This window comes from Bradyrhizobium sp. NBAIM08 (assembly GCF_020193935.1).
Taxonomy (GTDB): domain Bacteria; phylum Pseudomonadota; class Alphaproteobacteria; order Rhizobiales; family Xanthobacteraceae; genus Bradyrhizobium; species Bradyrhizobium yuanmingense.
The window spans coordinates 183,852-200,844 of sequence record NZ_JADYVR010000012.1; the positions used below are offsets into that span (position 1 = coordinate 183,852).

Here is a 16,993-nt window from a genome sequence, read left to right on the forward strand (position 1 = left end):
GCCAAGAACGTGGATGCCAGGACAAGGCCGGGCATGACGGCGATCGATGAATCAGTTTCAGGTGCCCCAAAACCACTCTTCCTGGCCCCGCAAAATCCACGGCTTTTCGAGGCAAAAAACTGCCCTCGAATCGGGCTTTTTGCGGCGCCCAGAATCGGCCCTCCGGCGCCTTGAAAGCCGGCCGAAAAACCCTATCTGCTCAAAGGGTTGCCGGAGGATACTTTGCGCTAGGCGCAAGCGGTCTTTCATGGCACAAATAGCCCCGCAAATCAGCGCCTTTTGCGCCGCTGATTCGGGCGACATCTCGAAGGCCTCTCATGACAGAACCTGCTCGGCAGCACGCTGCCGAAAACGAGCCCTCCAACGCGAGCGATTACGGCGCGGAATCGATCCGCGTGCTCAAGGGACTCGATGCCGTCCGCAAGCGCCCGGGCATGTATATCGGCGACACCGACGACGGCTCGGGCCTGCACCACATGGTCTACGAAGTCGTCGATAACGCCATCGACGAGGCGCTCGCCGGCCATGCCTCGCGCGTCGAGGTGATCCTCAACGCGGATAATTCCGTCACCGTGCGCGACGACGGCCGCGGCATTCCCGTCGACATCCACAAGGGCGAAGGCATCTCGGCGGCCGAGGTCATCATGACCCAGCTGCACGCCGGCGGTAAGTTCGACCAGAACTCCTACAAAGTTTCCGGCGGCCTGCACGGCGTCGGCGTCTCCGTCGTCAACGCGCTGTCGAGCAAGCTCGGCTTGCGCATCTGGCGTGACAACAAGGAGCACTATATCGAGTTCGCTCACGGCGATGCCGTCGCACCGCTGAAGGTGGTCGGCGAGGCGCCGGGCCGGCGCGGCACCGAGGTGACGTTCCTGGCCTCGACCGAGACCTTCAAGAACATCGAATACGACTTCGCCACGCTCGAGCATCGCTTACGCGAGCTCGCCTTCCTCAATTCCGGCGTCAACATCGTGCTCTCCGACATGCGCCACGCGGTCGAGAAGCGCGAGGAGATGTTCTATTCCGGCGGCGTCGAGGAGTTCGTCAAATATCTCGACCGCAACAAGAAGGCCCTGGTGCCGGCGCCGATCATGGTGCGCTCGGAAGCCAACGGCATCGGCGTCGAGGCCGCTTTGTGGTGGAACGACAGCTACCACGAGAACGTGCTGTGCTTCACCAACAACATCCCGCAACGCGACGGGGGCACCCATCTCGCCGGCTTCCGCGGCGCGCTGACGCGCCAGGTCAACGGCTATGCCGAGGCCAATGCCAAGAAGGAAAAGATCGCGCTGACCGGCGACGATTGCCGCGAAGGGCTCACCGCCGTTCTCTCGGTGAAGGTGCCCGATCCGAAGTTTTCGTCGCAAACCAAGGACAAGCTGGTGTCCTCGGAAGTGCGCCCCGTCGTCGAGAACGTCCTTAACGAGGCGCTTGCCGCCTGGTTCGAGGAGCACCCGAGCGAAGCCAAGATGATCGTCGGCAAGGTGATCCAGGCCGCGGCGGCCCGTGAAGCTGCGCGAAAGGCGCGCGAGCTGACGCGCAAGAGCCCGCTCTCGGTCTCCTCGCTGCCGGGCAAGCTCGCCGACTGCCAGGAAAAGGATCCGGCCAAGTCCGAGCTCTTCATCGTCGAGGGCGACTCGGCAGGCGGCAGCGCCAAGCAGGGCCGCAACCGCGAGTTCCAGGCCGTCTTGCCGCTCCGCGGCAAGATCCTGAACGTCGAGCGCGTGCGTCCCGACAAGATGCTGTCGTCAGAGCAGATCGGCACGCTGATCACCGCGCTCGGCACCGGCATCAGCGACGAGTTCTCGGTCGAGAAGCTGCGCTATCACAAGATCATCGTGATGACGGACGCCGACGTCGACGGCGCCCACATCCGCACGCTGCTGCTGACGTTCTTCTACCGGCAGATGCGCGACATCATCGATGGCGGCTATCTCTATATCGCCCAGCCGCCGCTCTATAAGGTCTCACGCGGCAAGTCCGAGCAGTACCTGAAGGACGAGCGGGCGCTGGAAGACTATCTCATCGACGCCGGCCTCGATGATTGCGTGTACATCCCCGGCACCGGCGGCGACCGCTCCGGGCGCGATCTGCGCGCGCTGGTCGACGACGCCCGCGTAGTCCGCAGCGTCCTGCGCAACCTGCACAGCCGCTATAATCGCAAGGTGGTCGAGCAGGCCGCGATCACCGGCGTGCTGAACAAGGAGATCTACGGCGATCCCGAGAAGGCGGCGGCCGCCGCGCAATACATCGCGAGCCGGCTGGACAACCAGGCCGAGGAGGTCGAGCGCGGCTGGGTCGGACAATTCATCGAGGGTCAAGGCTTCCTGTTCGAGCGCACCGTGCGCGGCGTCAAGGAAGCCGCCGTCATCGACGATGCGCTGCTTGGCTCGGCCGAGGCGCGCAAGCTCGACGAATACACGACCAAGCTCCAGGACGTTTACGCCCGCTCCGGCAAGCTGCGGCGCAAGGATTCAGAGCACGTGGTCCACGGCCCGGTCGATCTGTTCGAGGCCGTGACCGATTCGGGTCGCAAGGGCATCAGCCTGCAGCGCTATAAAGGCCTGGGCGAGATGAACCCGGAGCAGCTCTGGGAAACGACGCTCGACACCGAGGCACGCTCGCTGCTCCAGGTGAAGGTCAAGGAGGTCGACGAGGCCGACGACATCTTCACCAAGCTGATGGGCGACGTCGTCGAGCCGCGCCGCGATTTCATTCAGGAACATTCGCTGAGCGCGACGATCGATATTTGAGGGCGGTTGGCTTTGGATTGATCTGCTGGCCAAGCACTCGCTGCACCTCTCCCGCTTGCGGGAGAGGTCGACACGCTCGCAGAGCGTGGCGGGTGAGGGCTTCCTCCTCTAGGGGATTGTCCCGTGTGGAGAGACCCTCTCCCCCGCCCTCCCCCGCAAGCGGGGGAGGGGGCGCACCACCTTCGTGGCAACACCGCCCCTGAACCTCCCCACCCGCCATCGCGACGAAACGGCATGACCCCGCAAGGCCAGTTCCGGCCGGGAAGCTCGCGCCATGACCGCCTCTGCAACGCCCAGTTCCGCTATGCCCTCACGCCGCCTCGGCATCATCGGCAGCATCGTCGGTGTGCTGGCGTTGATGGCGGCAGTGCTGCCGCATTGGGTCGTGCCGATCGTGTTTCCGCCGCCGCCGGCAGACAAGGTGATCGTCGACACCGGACATCGCATCAAGGACCGCATCGTCGCGAAGGTGAAGGGCGTGGAGTTCAAGGCTCCGGACCTCGAGAAATCGGCTGGACGAAGCTGGAGTGATATCGCATCGGTCACGGCGATCTCGCTCGGCCTGCTCGCCATCCTGCTGTCGGTGCTCTCGCTGATCTTTCGGGAGGAACGGCTCCTTGCCGCTGTCGCCGCCGCACTCGGCACCGGCGCCATCGCCATCGAAATCTCCTTCTTCCTGATGGGCGTCCTGATCCTGATCGCGTTCCTCTATGTGGTCGGGAGTATCATCGGGTTGTTTTGAGGGCGGGTCCTGCCACAAGCGACGGACGGAGGTGTGCGGGTCCCAGCCGGCACAATTGCTCCCGCGCTCAAATCTCTGTAGTTTCCGCCCGAAACAGGCCCTCCCACTCAACAGGACAGCGAGAACCCCGTGGCGCCCATCCAATACATCGTCGAGGGCGGTCACCGGCTCTCGGGCTCGATCGAGCCGTCCGGCAACAAGAATTCGGCGCTACCGATCATCGCCGCCGCGCTGCTGACCGAGCATCCGGTCGTGCTGGAGAACGTGCCGCGGATCCGCGACACCGAGACGCTGGTCGAGCTGGTCCGCTCGGTCGGCGCGTCGGCCGAATGGTCCGCGCGCAACACGCTTCACATCCATGCCAAGAGCATCCGCGCCGCCGACCTCGACCCCGAGCTGTGCGTGCGCATTCGCGCCTCGATCCTGCTCGCCGGGCCCCTGCTCGCCCGCTGCGGCGAGGTGATGCTGCCGCCGCCGGGCGGCGACGTCATCGGCCGCCGGCGACTGGACACGCATGTGCTCGCGCTGGAGCAGCTCGGCGCCAAGGTCACCGCGACCGATCGGCTCGAATTCCGTGCGCCAAAGCTCGCGGGCGCGGACGTGTTCCTGGACGAGCCGAGCGTCACCGCCACCGAGAACGCGCTGGTCGCGGCGGTCGCCGCCGACGGCATCACCTATTTGCGCAACGCGGCCTCCGAGCCGCATGTGCAGGACCTCGCCAATTTCCTGGTCGCGCTCGGTGCCAGGATCGAAGGCATCGGCACCAACACCATGATCATCCATGGTCAAGCGACGCTCGGCGGGACGACCTACCGGATCCAGCCCGACCACATCGAGGTCGGCTCGCTGATCGGGCTTGCCGCCGTGACGCGCTCTCCCTTGCGCGTCGCGCGCGCGGGGGTTGAGCATCTGCGCTCGATCCGCATGGGCTTCGAGCGGCTCGGCATCGTCTGCCGCATTGAGGGCGACGACCTCATCGTGCCCTCCAACCAGACATTGAAGATCCAGGACGATTTCGGCGGCCATGTGCCGAAGCTGGAGGACCAGCCCTGGCCGGCCTTCCCGGCCGACCTGATGTCGATCGCCATCGTCACGGCCACGCAATGCGAGGGCGTGATCCTGATGTTCGAGAAGATGTTCGAATCCAGGATGTTCTTCGTCGACAAGCTGATCGCGATGGGCGCGCGCATCGTGCTGTGCGACCCGCACCGCGCCATCATCGCCGGCCCCAGCCGCCTGCACGGCGCCACAATGACCTCGCCCGATATCCGCGCCGGCATGGCGATGCTGCTCGCGGCCGTCTGCGCCGAGGGCACCTCGACCATCAACAACGCCGACCAGATCGAGCGCGGCTATGAGCGCATCGAGGAGCGGCTGAACGCGCTTGGTGCGAAGATCAAGCGCGTGCCGGAGCGGAGCTAACCTGTTCTATTTTGGCGGATTCGCGTCGAAGGCCTGTTTGCAGGCCGCGGACAAGCTCGCGTAATTGTCGCCGAGGCATTTGCGGATGCGGCCGCTCCCGGGCATGGTGCCGGCGCAGAACCGTGAATAGTCTGCCTTGCAGGCCTGCTTTGCCTCACTCCGCGCATCACCTGCGGAGGCTTGCGAAAGAAACAGCACGAGAATTGCGATCAGGCTCGCGGCCGCAAGCCCCGCACGCACGTAGACGGCCGTCCGATGCGAGAACCTCACCACTGGTCCGCTTGCCGTCCTGTCAAATCGTTGCACCATGTCACCTCCATCAATTCGCAGACATCGATGTAGGTGATACGTCTGGACGGGCCGAATCCCTCGTTCACTCTGCGCGGCTCAGCGAAAATAGCCGCCGACGAGTTGTCGGCGTCCTTTCGCTGAAATTCGTTCCAGCATCTCGACGAAGGTCGAGACGACGAGGTCGCCAATCTTCACGCGCTTGTCGCGGGCATCCTTCACGGCTGCTTCCAGCTCGGCCTTGTCGAGATTCGTCTGCGCCGCCGTTTTCATCGCCTTCATCAACGCGAGCCGGTACTCGGCCTGGAGCGGGGCCAGCTCCGCCTCCTTGCCGCGATAGATGCTCCACAGGATCTCCGCGTCTTCCGCCGGCAATCGCTCCGCGACGCGCTCGATCATGCGGAGCGGCACGCCCGCGCCGGCCCGGAAGCCGCCGGGCCGCAGCCATTGCACCGAGACATAGGTGAACAGGACGACGTTGACGCACAGCGACAGCAGCATGAGCGCCCGCCAAGGTATGGACCATTCTCGCCGGAACTTCATTGCACCGATCCCAAACCGATTGAGTAGACGTCGAAGACGCCGCTCATGACGGACAACGGGTCCGACGCCGAATGGACATAGGGCATCGCCCCCGCCAGCCACACGCCGACGATCGCGGAGCAGGCGAGACTTGCGGCGGGAACGAGCGTGGGCCAGCGCAGCAGGCGTCGATACCATGCCGGCCGATGCTGCTGCGGGACCGCGGCGAGCCGCTGCAGGACGAGCAGGCTCGAACGATCCGCCCTCGCCTCGTCGATCTCCGGGGCCACCGCGAGCAGGCGATCGAGCCGTCCCTGCTCATCCAGGACGGCCGCGCCTTCCGCACTTGCCGCAAATCGCCGCGCGGCCTCGCGCGTTGCCGCGGGCCAACGCTCGACATCGCCTCCCCATGTCTCGGCCAATCGTCTGAACTGATCCGGCGTCATGCGTAGCTCCCTGTCTCCTGTATTTTCTGGACGTTTGCTTTCAGCGCCGCGCGGGCGCGGCCCAGCAGCGATTCGAACGCTTTGGCGCTGAGATTCATCGCGTTCGCCGCCTCCTCGCCGCTCAATCCCTCCATGTGGAAGAGGGCGATCGCGCCGCGCTGCCGGTCCGACAGGCCGGCCATCGCGCGATTGAGAAGACTGAGCTCCTCATCCGCGATCAGCCGCTCGACAGCATGCGGTCCCATGTCGGGTACGTCGCCGGCGTCTTCGAGCGGCAGGAACGTTCGCCGCCGCGTGCGGTCGAACGTCAGGTTGAGGACGATGCGGTAGAGCCAGGTCGTGAATTTCGCAACCTCTGGGTCGAAAGAGGCCGCGTGAGTCCAGACCCGCATGAACGCCTCCTGGCCGATGTCGTCGGCCTCGGCCGGGTCGCGCACGATCCGCTCCGCGACCCGCAGCGCCCGAGGCATATGGCGCCGCATGAGGACGCGAAACGCATGCTGCCGCTGCGCCGAAACCTCCGCCATCAAGGCCTCGTCCGATGGCTCTTCCATCACATCGATCTGTTGCCCTGGCCTGCGGACATCGTAGCCGAGAATTGCGAACCGATCCTACCAGACGATAGCCGCCTCCAACCGAGCATCAAAAGCGCCAATAGACTCCGGCTCGCACCGTGTGCGTGTCGAGCCGGGACTCGCGCGCGCCGAAGGTCGTCGCGCCGACCGTCTGGGCGGCCAGCGTCTTCGAGCCGTAATTGTCATAGAGATATTCGAGCCGGACCGAGGCCTGCGGTGCGAAGCGGAATTCCCCGCCCGCTCCGATCGACCAGCCGATCCGTGTATCGCTCCAGCTCGCAACGGCCCCGATCCCATTGTCGAACGCCTTGCTCTCGACGCCCGCGACGGCAAGGCCACCGGCGGCGAACAGCAGCGTGCGGTCGAAAGCATAGCCGATCCGTCCACGGAGATGGCTGTTCCAATTGACCGCGGATTGAAGCTGCGTGACCGCGGGGGTAGGCGCAAAGCCGGTATCGATCGTCGTGCGCGCATCGACGAAGTTCACGTCGCCCTCGAGCCCGGCGACGATCCGGCCCCATTGCGCCGAGAAGCCCGCCGTTGCACCGACGGTCGCGCCCTTCGGATCGACAAAGTGGAATTCACCCGTCGCGGGCAGCGAGATCTCGGAGCGGCCCGAAAGATAGCCGGCCTGAACGCCGAAATAGGGCCCCGCCCAGCTCAGCAGGGCTGCCGACGCCGCCTGCGCCGGCGGTGCTGCGGGCAGCCTCAGGTCGGCCGCTGCAGCGGCGCCGGCACCCAGGATGGCAGAACCGATGAACAGTGCGGCGAACGTCAGTCTAAATCTCGTTATCATACTCAATTCCCAATGTGAGACCGGCCCAGATTCGCCGCACATGACGAATACGGTGCAACCCGACCTTTCCTTCGCCTGAGCCCCCGCCTTTTTTCAGCGGCGCCCGCCCTCACATTTCTTTGCCGTTACTTCGCCGATCGAGGCTGCTATGTCCCCGGCATGACCGAGCTTTTGGATACCAAACGGCGGTACCGGGCACGCCTGGACGCACGGCAGAACCATCTTGCCGAAGAATTCATCGAGACGCTGCGCCTCGCCGTGCCGCTGATGCTGACGCAGCTCGGCCAGATCGCGATGATCACGACCGATCTTGCGATGATCGGGCGGCTCGGCGAGGAGGCGGTGGCCGCGGCGGCGCTGGCACATACGGTCTATTTCGTCAGCTTCACCTTCGGGCTCGGATTGACCTCCGCAGTGTCGCCGCTGGCGGCGCAGGCGTACGGCGCCGGCGACGTCAGGCGCATTCGGCGCTCCTTGCGCGTCGGTCTGTGGGCCGCGCTGCTGATCTCACTGCCGATGATGGCCTCGCCGCTCTATGGCGAGCAGATTTTGCTCACGCTCGGTCAAATGCCGCACTCGGCCGCGCTGGCACAGCACTACCTGAATGGCCTCGCCTGGGGCATCGCACCGGCGCTCGGATTCATCGCGCTGCGCAGCATGATGAGCGCAGTGAACCGACCGCAGGCGCCGCTATGGATCACGCTGGCGGCGATCCCGGTCAATGCCGCGCTGGTCTATGCCCTGATCCACGGGCTGTTCGGCCTGCCCGAGCTCGGCCTGTTCGGCGCGGGGCTTGCGACCACGCTGGTCAATCTCGGCACCTTCCTCGCCGCGCTCGCGATCGCCGGGCTACGCAAGCCGTTCGCGGACTATCATCCGCTCGCCCGCCTCTGGCGGATCGACTGGCCCTTGATGCGCCAGCTGATCTCGATCGGCGCGCCGATCTCGTTCTCCCTGCTGCTGGAATATGGCCTGTTCTCCTCGGCCGCCCTGCTGATGGGCTTGATCTCGACCACCGCGATTGCCGCGCACCAGATCGCGCTCCAGGTCACCGCCGTGCTGTTCATGGTGCCGCTCGGCATCGGCATGGCGGCGACCGTGCGGGTCGGTCATGCCTTCGGCCGCAATGATCCGGCGGCGGTGAAGCGCGCAGGGCTCGTCGCAGCCGTGCTCGGCCTCGCGCTGGTCTCCGCGCTGACGATCACCATCGTGATCGGTCGCTATCAGCTCGGCCGGCTGTTCTTCGGCGCCGGCAGCGAAAGTGCGGTCACCGTCGAGCTGACGGCAACGCTGCTGCTGGTCGGGGCCAGCTTCTTCATCGCCGACGGCCTGCAGACCATCATGGGCGGCGCGCTGCGCGGCATCAACGACACCAAGATGACCCTGCTGTTCGCCGCGATCGGCTATTGGGGCGTCTCTTTTCCCATCGGCTGGTTGCTGGCGTTCCACACAGGGCTGGGCGCGATCGGCGTCTGGATCGGATTCTCGACCGGCACGTTCGTCTATGCCGGGCTCCTGATCTTGCGCTTCCGGATGCTGACGCGCAAAATGGCGGGATGATCGGGACGGTCCGCGAAGTCGCGCCTGAAGTCGATGCCGATGCGCTGCTCGCCGGCGCGCAGTTCATCGACGCGTTTTGCGTGGACATCGGCGCCGCGGCGGTGAATGCCCGCGAAGCCTGCACCAGGATGGTGCTGCACGGGCCGCGCTGGATCGACGCACTGCTGCGCCTGCGCAACATTCTGGTGAGGCCGTTCGGGCTGAAGACATCGGGCGAAGGCGCCCCGGCGCCGGGCGGCATGATCGGCCTGTTTCCGGTGCTGAGCGAGACGCCGGAGCAGCTGGTCGCGGGCTTCGATGATTCGCACCTCGATTTCCGCATCGTGGTCGACGTTTCAGGCAATGCCGCGCGCCGGCAGGTGACCTCGACCACGCTGGTGCGCACGCACAACCTGCTCGGCCGGACCTATCTTGCGCTGATCATGCCCTTCCACAAGCTCGTGGTCCGCAACATGATGGGACGCATCGTGGAGACGGCCCGATGAACTGTGCGGGCCGACATTGAACGAACACGCCCTGTTCAGCCCACCGGCCCTGCAGTCCAATTGTCGCCAGCGAGCGGACTGACTTTCACGTCAGGAATGACACCGAGGTCCATGCTCGGATCGAAATGGCGCATCGTTCGCTCATTGAGGTCGATGATGCGGCCAGGTCTTAGTGGTCCCACGTCGTTTATCTTGACGATGACCTTCTTGCCCACGGCCTCGACGAGAGCATATTTCGGCCTCGCGCCGAATCCGACCCCACCGAATTTCCGGCGCAGGCTCGTCTTGATGGCAGCCGTCCAGGCGGAGGGATCATAACGTTCGCCGGAAGCCGTCTGCGGACCGCCCTCCTCCTTGCCGGGCTTGAACGGATTATAGGTGGACGCCGCGCCAATAATCGCATCGCCTGAGGCGGCATCGACGACGGCACTTGAGTGATCCCCACGCGTTTCACTTCGAGCAACGGCAACAGAGAAGGCAAGCGTAACCAGGGCGCCGCAAACTGCGGCGCTCGAGCGGAAGAGCATCATGAGTCCTGTGATTTTTTAGATTGTCCGGTTCCAGAACCGCAAACGTGGTCAAGCGAACGCAGCAGCGCTCATGAACTTGCCGAACGTTTTGCGGATTCGAGCCAACCCCTGGCTACGGAACCGTTGTGAGAACCGGAGTGGTCTCACGTCGTGTTTAGCTTGCCGCCGATTAAAACAGAGAATGCGTCAGCAACATGACCCGATGGAACCTCGTGCGTGGAGCGGCTTAGAGCCGCAGACCGCCGATCACCGCCGCGCTTCGCACACGCGCATTACTGTCGAAAGCCGACGTTGACGACGACGCGCCCGAACTCACTCCGCAACGCGTGCGGTTTTATCTGTCGAGGCCTCCGACCATTCGCCGACGACGCGGTCGAGGTCGCCGAGATTCTGGTGCATCTGCTCCAGGGAGAAGCCGAGCGCGAAGAAGCGCTCGGCTGTGTCGCTCGCGTGGCCGCGGATCAGGCCATCCTGACGGACGGACGCGACGGCCTCGGCGTAGTGCTGGAGCGCGACATGGACGGGATGGATCGGCGGCGCGCCGGCGCCCTCGCGCAAGGCGCCAGCGGCCGAGCGGAGGAAGCGGGCGATCACGGTCGACACTTCCGACAGGGGCGCTGCCAGCCGCAATTGCACTTCCACCGGCAGCGGCACCACCGTGGCGCGGCCGATCATCACGACGTCATGGCGCAGCCGCAGGATCGTTCGCAGCAACGGGCCGGTGTCCGGGCCACTCGACAGCCGCGCCGCGCGCTCACGCTCGGCTTCGGAGCCGATCGCATTCAGATTGACCATCGCGGTGCCGATGCCGTCCTGGATCCGGTGCAGCGCGTCGTTGTCGCGGCCGCGCGTGAGGCCTGCCAGCAGCTCGGCGAGGGCATCGGCGATCAATTCGAGCAGAACCGCCGCGCTGGCGCGGATCTGCCGCACCGCGCGCGAGGGCAGCACCAGGAAGGAGACCAGCAATCCCGTGACGGCACCGACGCCGACCTCGCTGACCCGATCGATCGCCGAGGTCAGGGGATCGGCATGATGCAGGGTCGGAACCAGGAGCACGATCACGGCGGTGACCGTGGCGGCGCTGAGGCTCGGATTGATCGCGGCGATGAAGGCGAGCGGAGCGACGGAGAGGACCAGCAGGCCGAGCAGGCCCGCCTCGCTGGAATAGGGAATCAGGATGGCGATGGCGCCGCCATAGAGGGCTCCGCCGATGGTGCCGAGCATGTAGTCGCGCGTCGCCTTCAGCGAGCGGCCGACGCTCATCTGGGTCACGATCAGCGAGGTCAGCACCGCCCAGAGCGGCAGCAGCAGATGCAGCGCGGTCGCGATCGCATAGGCCGCTGTCGCGGCGACCGTGACCCGGATCGCCAGCCCCAATTGCGTCCGCCGCGCTCGAATCCGGTCGAACAGCTGCCTTGCGCGCGTCATGCGGAATATCCCGATCCTTTTCGCCTAAGCAAAAGCATGGCTGATCCCCGCCGACGCAAGGCCGCTTGAAAGGCCAAATCAGCCCGCCTAACTTGCGCGCCAAATCGAGGAAACACGATGGCTCACGAAACCGCAACGCTCGCCGCCTATGTCTTCAATCTCAAGTACCAGGATATTCCGGCGGAGGTGCTGGAGCGCGCCAAGGTCCTGACGCTGGACTTCCTCGGCAGCGCCATCCGGGCGCGGCGCGAGGCGGAATCGACCCCGTCGATGCTGAAGATGCTGGAGGCGCTGGCGCTCGACACCAAGGGCGAGTCCACCGTGTTCGGCGATGCCAAGACCTGGACGCCGGCGGTCGCGGCGCTGCTCAACGGCGCGCTCGGCCACTCCTTCGATTTCGACGACACCCATGCCGATTCCTCGCTGCATCCGAGCGCACCGGTGGTGCCGGCCGCCTTCGCTGTCGGCGAGATGGTCGGCGCCTCCGGGCGCGACGTGCTTACGGCGATCGTTGCTGGCTACGAGGTCTGCTGCCGCCTCGGCAATGCGCTCGATCCGACCTCGCATTACGCGCGCGGCTTCCACCCGACGGCGACCGCCGGCACCTATGGCGCGGCCGCGGCGGCGGGCAAGCTGTTCGGCCTGAGCGAGAAGCAGCTGATTGCCGCGTTTGGCGTCTCCGGCAGCCAGGCCGCGGGCTCGCTGCAATTCCTGGTCAACGGCGCCTGGAACAAGCGCTACCAGGTCGGCGCCGCCGCGATGAACGGGGTGATCGCCGCGACGCTCGCGCGCAACGATTTCGTCGGTGCGACCGAATCGGTCGAGGGCAAGCACGGCCTGCTCGCCGGCTACACCGACGATGCGCATCCCGACAAGGCAGTCGCCGAGCTCGGCAAGACCTACGAAACGATGAAGATTGGCGTGAAGCCCTATCCGAGCTGCCGCTACACCCATGCCGCGATCGACGCGCTGATCGCGATGCGGCGCGAGCACAATCTGACGCCGGAGCAGGTCAAGCGCGTCGAGATCGGCCTGCACCGCAACGGCATCACGCTGACCGGCGACGCCGCGACCAAGCGGCACCCGCGCTCGATCGTCGGCGGCCAGTTCTCGATGTTCTTCACCGGCGCGCTCGCACTCGACCAGGGTTCATTCGGCTGGGACGATTACAACCGGCTCGGCGATGCCGCCATCGACGCGCTCGCCGACAAGTTCGACGTGGTGCAGGACGATCGCCTCGAGATCGGCCGCACTCATCCCTTCGGCGCGCGCGTGAGCATCACCACGGACGACGGCGTGCACGAGCGGCTCTACGCCGATCCGTCCGGAGAGCCGACCTCGTTCCCGGATACACAGGCGATGCAGCAGAAATTTTTGACATTGGCCCGCCCCGTGCTGAACGCGCGCGCGGAAAAGTTCGCGGATGCGATCATGACGCTGGAGCGGTTCGACCGCGTGGCGCAGGCGACGGAATTGGGGAGGTAAGTTCACCGCGGCGCTCCGCTTCCCCCCTGGAGGGTAAGAAGACCTCAATCCCCTCCCGCCAGCCTCCCCTTCTCGCGCGTTGCCGCCACCACATCGCGCACGAGGTCGAACACACCGTCGGCGTGCGGCGGCGCGTTCGGCGAGCGCCCCATGCGCACGATCACCAGCTGCTCCGACGGGATCACGATGGTGTACTGCCCGATCGTGCCCTTGGCGAAGAAGGCATCGCGCGGCCAGCCGTGCTCCATGCGAAGATTTGCGCCGAAGCTGTCGCCCTGGTTGGTCCAGAAGCCGGCGCCGATGCCGACCCACGCATTCGGCGTGGCCGTCGCCGAATAGGTGACCCACCCTTCCGGCAGGATGCGTTTGCCACCGGCGACGCCGTCATTGAGATAGAGCTGGCCGAAGCGCGCCCAGTCGCGGGCGGAGGCGAGCATCTCGCTCGACCCCTCGATCGTGCCGGCCCCGTCGAGCTGAAGCACCACATTGCGCATGCCGAGCGGGGCGAACAATTCGCGGCGCGCAAAGCGCAGCGCGTCTTGCGGTGTGCCGCCGGCCGCATCGCGGATCAGACGCGAGAGAATGAGGGTGTTGCCGTCGTGATAATTCCATGCGGTGCCGGGCGCGGTTGCGAGCGGCATGCTCTCGGCATAGGCGGCCATGTCCTTCTCGGCGAATTTCATCCTGTTGACCGGCTCGAAGGCGGAGCCCAGCGAGGCCTGCAACGAGCTGCCGAGCGCGAGGCCTGCGGTGTGGCGCAGCAGCTGATCGACATTGATGGCATGGCGCGGATCGTCGGGATCCTTCCAGGCCGCGACCGGCGCGGGGTCGTCGAGCTTCAGCTTGCCCTGGCGCACCAGCACGCCGATCAGCGCCGAGACCACCGACTTGGTCATGGAGAAGCCGAGCAGCGGCGTCTCGGGGCCGATGCCGTCGGCGTAGCGTTCGGCGACGACGCGGCCGGCCTTCATCACGACGATGGCGCGGGTGCGGCGGTAAGGCGGCTGAGCAGGCTCGGCGAAGGCGCGGTCGAGCGCGGCGCCGAGCTCGGGGCTCTGCGGCGGCACGATCGCGGGGCCGGCGATCGCGGGAAGCAACGCGGGCCGCTTGTCGTCAGGCAGCGGCTCGACGGAGGCAATGCCGGCGCCGTGCTCAAGCGTGCAGCCGAGGCCCTCGCGATAGATGGCGTGGCTGCGGCCGAGGCCGAACAGCGTCACCGTGACATCCTTGCGGACGCGGTCGATTCTGTACTCCATCGCCCAGCTGATCAGGCCCGCTCCGGGCATGGCGTCGGTGGTCTCGGCGAAGTTGCGCCCGGGATCGAGGCCGGACACGAACGTCTCGGCGCACAGGATGTCGGCGACGAAGCCGGTCGCGACCTTCGGCACGTCGTGGGCTCGAGCCGCGCCGAGCGCGAGGCCGGCTGCGGCGATGGCGGAGGCGAAAAGGACGATCTTGCGGCGGCGGGTCACGGGCGTTCTCCGGCTGAGGCGTATGCCGGGGAGGAAGCGGGATGCGGGCGGGGGATGCTCGCCGGATTTGGAAAAGGGGTTGGTTGAAATCGGGGCGGGCTGGCCGATTTTGGAATAAGCGAGCTATTTCAGAGTGATACGAAAATGAGACAGCGATGGGTCTGCTCCCTCTCCCCGTTCTGACGGGGCCGCGACGAGCTTCGCTCGCGCTGAGAGGGTTGGGGTGAGGGGCCTCTCCGCACGCGAGACTGCCGACGGACCCGTACCCCCTCACCCGGATCGCAAGAGCGATCCGACCTCTCCGCGCAAGCGGGGAGAGGTAAAGAAAGATCAAGCCGCACTCGTCTTCAACCGCCGGTACTCGGTCGGCGTCACGCCTGTCACCGCCTTGAAGGCGCGGTTGAATGGTCCCAGCGACTGGAAGCCGGCGTCCATGGCAATGGTGATGACGGGGACCTCGGCCTGGGAGGGATCGGCGAGCGCGGCCTTGGCTTCCTCGATGCGGTGGTTGTTCAGGAACACATTGAAATTGCGATAGCCGAGCCGCTGGTTGATCAGGCGGCGCAGCCTGTATTCGGGAATCCTGAGCCGGCCCGCCAGCACACCGATGGTAATGTTCTCCTGGCGATAGATCCGCTCGTCCGCCATCAGGCGCATCAGGGCATCGATGAGTTTCTGGTCGGAGTCCTCGGCCAAAGGCTGGATCGGCGCGATCGCGGGTGCGGGCTCTGGCGCAATCGGAAACAGATCGGCGCCATCGACTCGCAACATTGCGTAGGCGATCGCGGCAACGATGCAGGCGAGCACGCCTGTATTGACGGTGTCGGCGACATCGCTCGCGCTGAAGGCAACGAGGATCTGGAGCAGCGCATTCAACCCGCCATAGAGTGCGGCGGCGCAGACGATGACGACGCGCAGGCGGCGGCGACGCTCGACCAGATCGGCGGACCACGATCCGATCGTCTGCACCACCGCGAGCGCGATGAAGCCGAGCACGATCAGGTTCACTGCCGTCACGGAGAACCGCGCGTTGCCGCCCGGCGCGATCCAGAGACATCCGACGAAGCTGAAGGCGGTCACCGCGGCCCAGATCAAACCATGCCACCAGCGTAACCGAAACTCGTCGTCGAACAGCGCGCGCGTGAACAGCCAGAACACGACGATGTTGCCGGTCGACAGTGCAATCAGCGGCGCGTGCCAGATTGGAACGAGCGACGACACGCCGATGGAATAGCTCGCGGCATGCGCCGCCGAGCCTAGCGCGAAGGCCGCGCCGAGGCGGGCCGCGAGCACATTGCGGAAATCGGAGAGCAATGACGCCGCCAGCACCAATAGCAGCGCGACGCTGGCAGCGCGGAAGGCAAGTTCGGTTGCGGCAAGGGTCATCGGCTGGGTCGAACGGTCGCAGTTGAAGGCAGCCGAACATCGTTCGTTGCGCCCGGTTTTTCAAGGACGATCCGCATGCAAGGGTTAGCGGAGCTTTGTCGCGACGGCGACGCCAAATCCTGCTAGCGTCGCGTTCAACAAAGCCAAAAGGAGTCCCCCCATGAGCTGGCAGCCCTCGAACGATCCCGTGCTCGGCGATCCCATGTCCTGCGATGCGCTCGATCTCGTCATCGTGCCGCGCACGCGCGATCTCGGTGACGGGTTCGCGGTGCGCCGGGCGTTGCCGCATGGCAAGCGGCAGATGGTCGGGCCTTTCATCTTCTTCGATCATTTCGGCCCGGTGCAGTTCGTCTCCGGCAAGGGCATGGACGTGCGGCCGCATCCGCATATCGGGCTCGCCACCGTCACCTATCTGTTCGACGGCGCCATCATGCATCGCGACAGCGAGGGCAACGTCCAGGAGATCGCGCCCGGCGCAATGAACCTGATGACGGCCGGCCGCGGCATTGCGCATTCCGAGCGCACGCCGGACGCGCAGCGCGCCGCGGGCCAGAAGATGCTCGGCCTGCAAAGCTGGATCGCGCTGCCGGCGAGCTCCGAAGAGATCGCGCCGTCGTTCCAGCATTATGCGGCAGGCGATTTGCCGATGATTTCCGAGCGCGACTTCACTGCGCGGGTGATCGCGGGCTCCGCCTTCGGCATCGCCTCGCCGGTGTCGATGGTCTCGCCCTGGTTCTACACCGAGGTCACGGCGCTCGCGGGCGCGAGCGTGCCGCTCGACCCCGATCATGAGGAGCGTGCGATCTATGTCGTCGACGGCGAGGTCGAGATCGCCAACGAGCGCTACGAGGGGCCGCGCCTGCTGATCTTCCGGCCCGGCGACCGCATCACCGTGAAGGCGCTGAAGGCGACGCGAATGATGTTTCTCGGCGGCGATGCGCTGGAAGGCCCGCGCCACATCTGGTGGAATTTCGTCTCCTCCAGCAAGGAGCGGATCGAGCAGGCCAAGCAGGACTGGAAAACCGGGCGCTTCGCCGCAGTTCCGCAGGAACACGAGTTCATTCCGCTGCCGGAATAGGCTAATCCGGTGTCCGGCCGCGCCA

Annotated in this window: 16 protein-coding genes; 7 read left to right on the plus strand and 9 right to left on the minus strand. The window is 65.8% G+C overall.

Annotated features, from left to right (window positions below; all coding sequences use genetic code 11):
* Positions 1 to 317 precede the first annotated feature (317 nt).
* The 3 genes from gyrB to murA all read left to right on the plus strand — a co-directional run bounded on the left by gyrB (position 318) and on the right by murA (position 4,917).
* Entirely contained in the window at positions 318 to 2,753 is a 2,436-nt protein-coding gene (gyrB, locus tag I6F37_RS31425; RefSeq protein WP_036002622.1) for a DNA topoisomerase (ATP-hydrolyzing) subunit B, read from the plus strand.
* A gap of 274 nt (positions 2,754 to 3,027) precedes the next feature.
* Positions 3,028 to 3,495: a hypothetical protein gene (locus I6F37_RS31430; protein ID WP_225144812.1), complete on the plus strand. Its 468-nt coding sequence runs from the start codon at positions 3,028 to 3,030 to the stop codon at positions 3,493 to 3,495.
* Positions 3,496 to 3,624: 129 nt separating this feature from the next.
* Positions 3,625 to 4,917 carry a UDP-N-acetylglucosamine 1-carboxyvinyltransferase gene (murA, locus tag I6F37_RS31435; RefSeq protein ID WP_225153660.1) on the plus strand — a complete coding sequence of 431 codons (1,293 nt, stop codon included), beginning with the start codon at positions 3,625 to 3,627 and terminating at the stop codon, positions 4,915 to 4,917.
* Positions 4,918 to 4,923: 6 nt separating this feature from the next.
* On the opposite strand, the gene I6F37_RS31440 is transcribed toward murA, so the two are convergent.
* The 5 genes from I6F37_RS31440 to I6F37_RS31460 all read right to left on the minus strand — a co-directional run bounded on the left by I6F37_RS31440 (position 4,924) and on the right by I6F37_RS31460 (position 7,544).
* On the minus strand, positions 4,924 to 5,226 hold the full coding sequence (locus I6F37_RS31440; RefSeq protein WP_225134668.1) for a cysteine rich repeat-containing protein: 303 nt from the start codon (positions 5,224 to 5,226) through the stop codon (positions 4,924 to 4,926).
* 78 nt (positions 5,227 to 5,304) lie between these two features.
* Positions 5,305 to 5,748, minus strand: coding sequence for a periplasmic heavy metal sensor (locus tag I6F37_RS31445; protein ID WP_036024092.1), 444 nt, complete (start codon positions 5,746 to 5,748; stop codon positions 5,305 to 5,307).
* On the minus strand, positions 5,745 to 6,173 hold the full coding sequence (locus I6F37_RS31450; protein WP_036024094.1) for a hypothetical protein: 429 nt from the start codon (positions 6,171 to 6,173) through the stop codon (positions 5,745 to 5,747). The genes I6F37_RS31445 and I6F37_RS31450 overlap by 4 nt, the downstream gene beginning before the upstream one ends.
* Positions 6,170 to 6,772, minus strand: a complete 603-nt coding sequence (locus I6F37_RS31455) for an RNA polymerase sigma factor (protein WP_368736798.1) — start codon at positions 6,770 to 6,772, stop codon at positions 6,170 to 6,172. Before I6F37_RS31455 ends, I6F37_RS31450 begins: the two co-directional genes overlap by 4 nt.
* A 43-nt stretch (positions 6,773 to 6,815) precedes the next feature.
* Positions 6,816 to 7,544 (minus strand): outer membrane protein, encoded by a 729-nt coding sequence (locus I6F37_RS31460; protein WP_225153664.1) that lies wholly within the window; start codon positions 7,542 to 7,544, stop codon positions 6,816 to 6,818.
* A gap of 159 nt (positions 7,545 to 7,703) precedes the next feature.
* On the opposite strand from I6F37_RS31460, the gene I6F37_RS31465 reads away from it, so the two are divergent.
* Positions 7,704 to 9,104 carry an MATE family efflux transporter gene (locus I6F37_RS31465; protein WP_225153666.1) on the plus strand — a complete coding sequence of 467 codons (1,401 nt, stop codon included), beginning with the start codon at positions 7,704 to 7,706 and terminating at the stop codon, positions 9,102 to 9,104.
* Entirely contained in the window at positions 9,101 to 9,589 is a 489-nt protein-coding gene (locus tag I6F37_RS31470; RefSeq protein WP_036002662.1) for a DUF2867 domain-containing protein, read from the plus strand. Before I6F37_RS31465 ends, I6F37_RS31470 begins: the two co-directional genes overlap by 4 nt.
* 35 nt (positions 9,590 to 9,624) lie before the next feature.
* On the opposite strand, the gene I6F37_RS31475 is transcribed toward I6F37_RS31470, so the two are convergent.
* Both I6F37_RS31475 and I6F37_RS31480 read right to left on the minus strand, forming a co-directional pair.
* Entirely contained in the window at positions 9,625 to 10,119 is a 495-nt protein-coding gene (locus tag I6F37_RS31475) for a septal ring lytic transglycosylase RlpA family protein (RefSeq protein WP_192893029.1), read from the minus strand.
* Positions 10,120 to 10,431: 312 nt separating this feature from the next.
* Complete coding sequence (locus I6F37_RS31480) at positions 10,432 to 11,547, minus strand: aromatic acid exporter family protein (protein ID WP_036002665.1); 1,116 nt, start codon at positions 11,545 to 11,547, stop codon at positions 10,432 to 10,434.
* Positions 11,548 to 11,664: 117 nt separating this feature from the next.
* On the opposite strand from I6F37_RS31480, the gene I6F37_RS31485 reads away from it, so the two are divergent.
* Complete coding sequence (locus I6F37_RS31485; protein WP_225153668.1) at positions 11,665 to 13,032, plus strand: MmgE/PrpD family protein; 1,368 nt, start codon at positions 11,665 to 11,667, stop codon at positions 13,030 to 13,032.
* Between the two features lie 44 nt (positions 13,033 to 13,076).
* Here the strand turns inward: I6F37_RS31485 and I6F37_RS31490 are convergent, their stop codons facing one another.
* Both I6F37_RS31490 and I6F37_RS31495 read right to left on the minus strand, forming a co-directional pair.
* Complete coding sequence (locus I6F37_RS31490) at positions 13,077 to 14,504, minus strand: serine hydrolase (RefSeq protein WP_036002672.1); 1,428 nt, start codon at positions 14,502 to 14,504, stop codon at positions 13,077 to 13,079.
* A 330-nt stretch (positions 14,505 to 14,834) separates the two neighbouring features.
* Positions 14,835 to 15,890 carry a helix-turn-helix domain-containing protein gene (locus tag I6F37_RS31495; protein WP_036002675.1) on the minus strand — a complete coding sequence of 352 codons (1,056 nt, stop codon included), beginning with the start codon at positions 15,888 to 15,890 and terminating at the stop codon, positions 14,835 to 14,837.
* A gap of 160 nt (positions 15,891 to 16,050) precedes the next feature.
* On the opposite strand from I6F37_RS31495, the gene I6F37_RS31500 reads away from it, so the two are divergent.
* Positions 16,051 to 16,968, plus strand: a complete 918-nt coding sequence (locus I6F37_RS31500; RefSeq protein ID WP_036002678.1) for a pirin family protein — start codon at positions 16,051 to 16,053, stop codon at positions 16,966 to 16,968.
* The last annotated feature ends 25 nt before the right edge of the window (positions 16,969 to 16,993 follow it).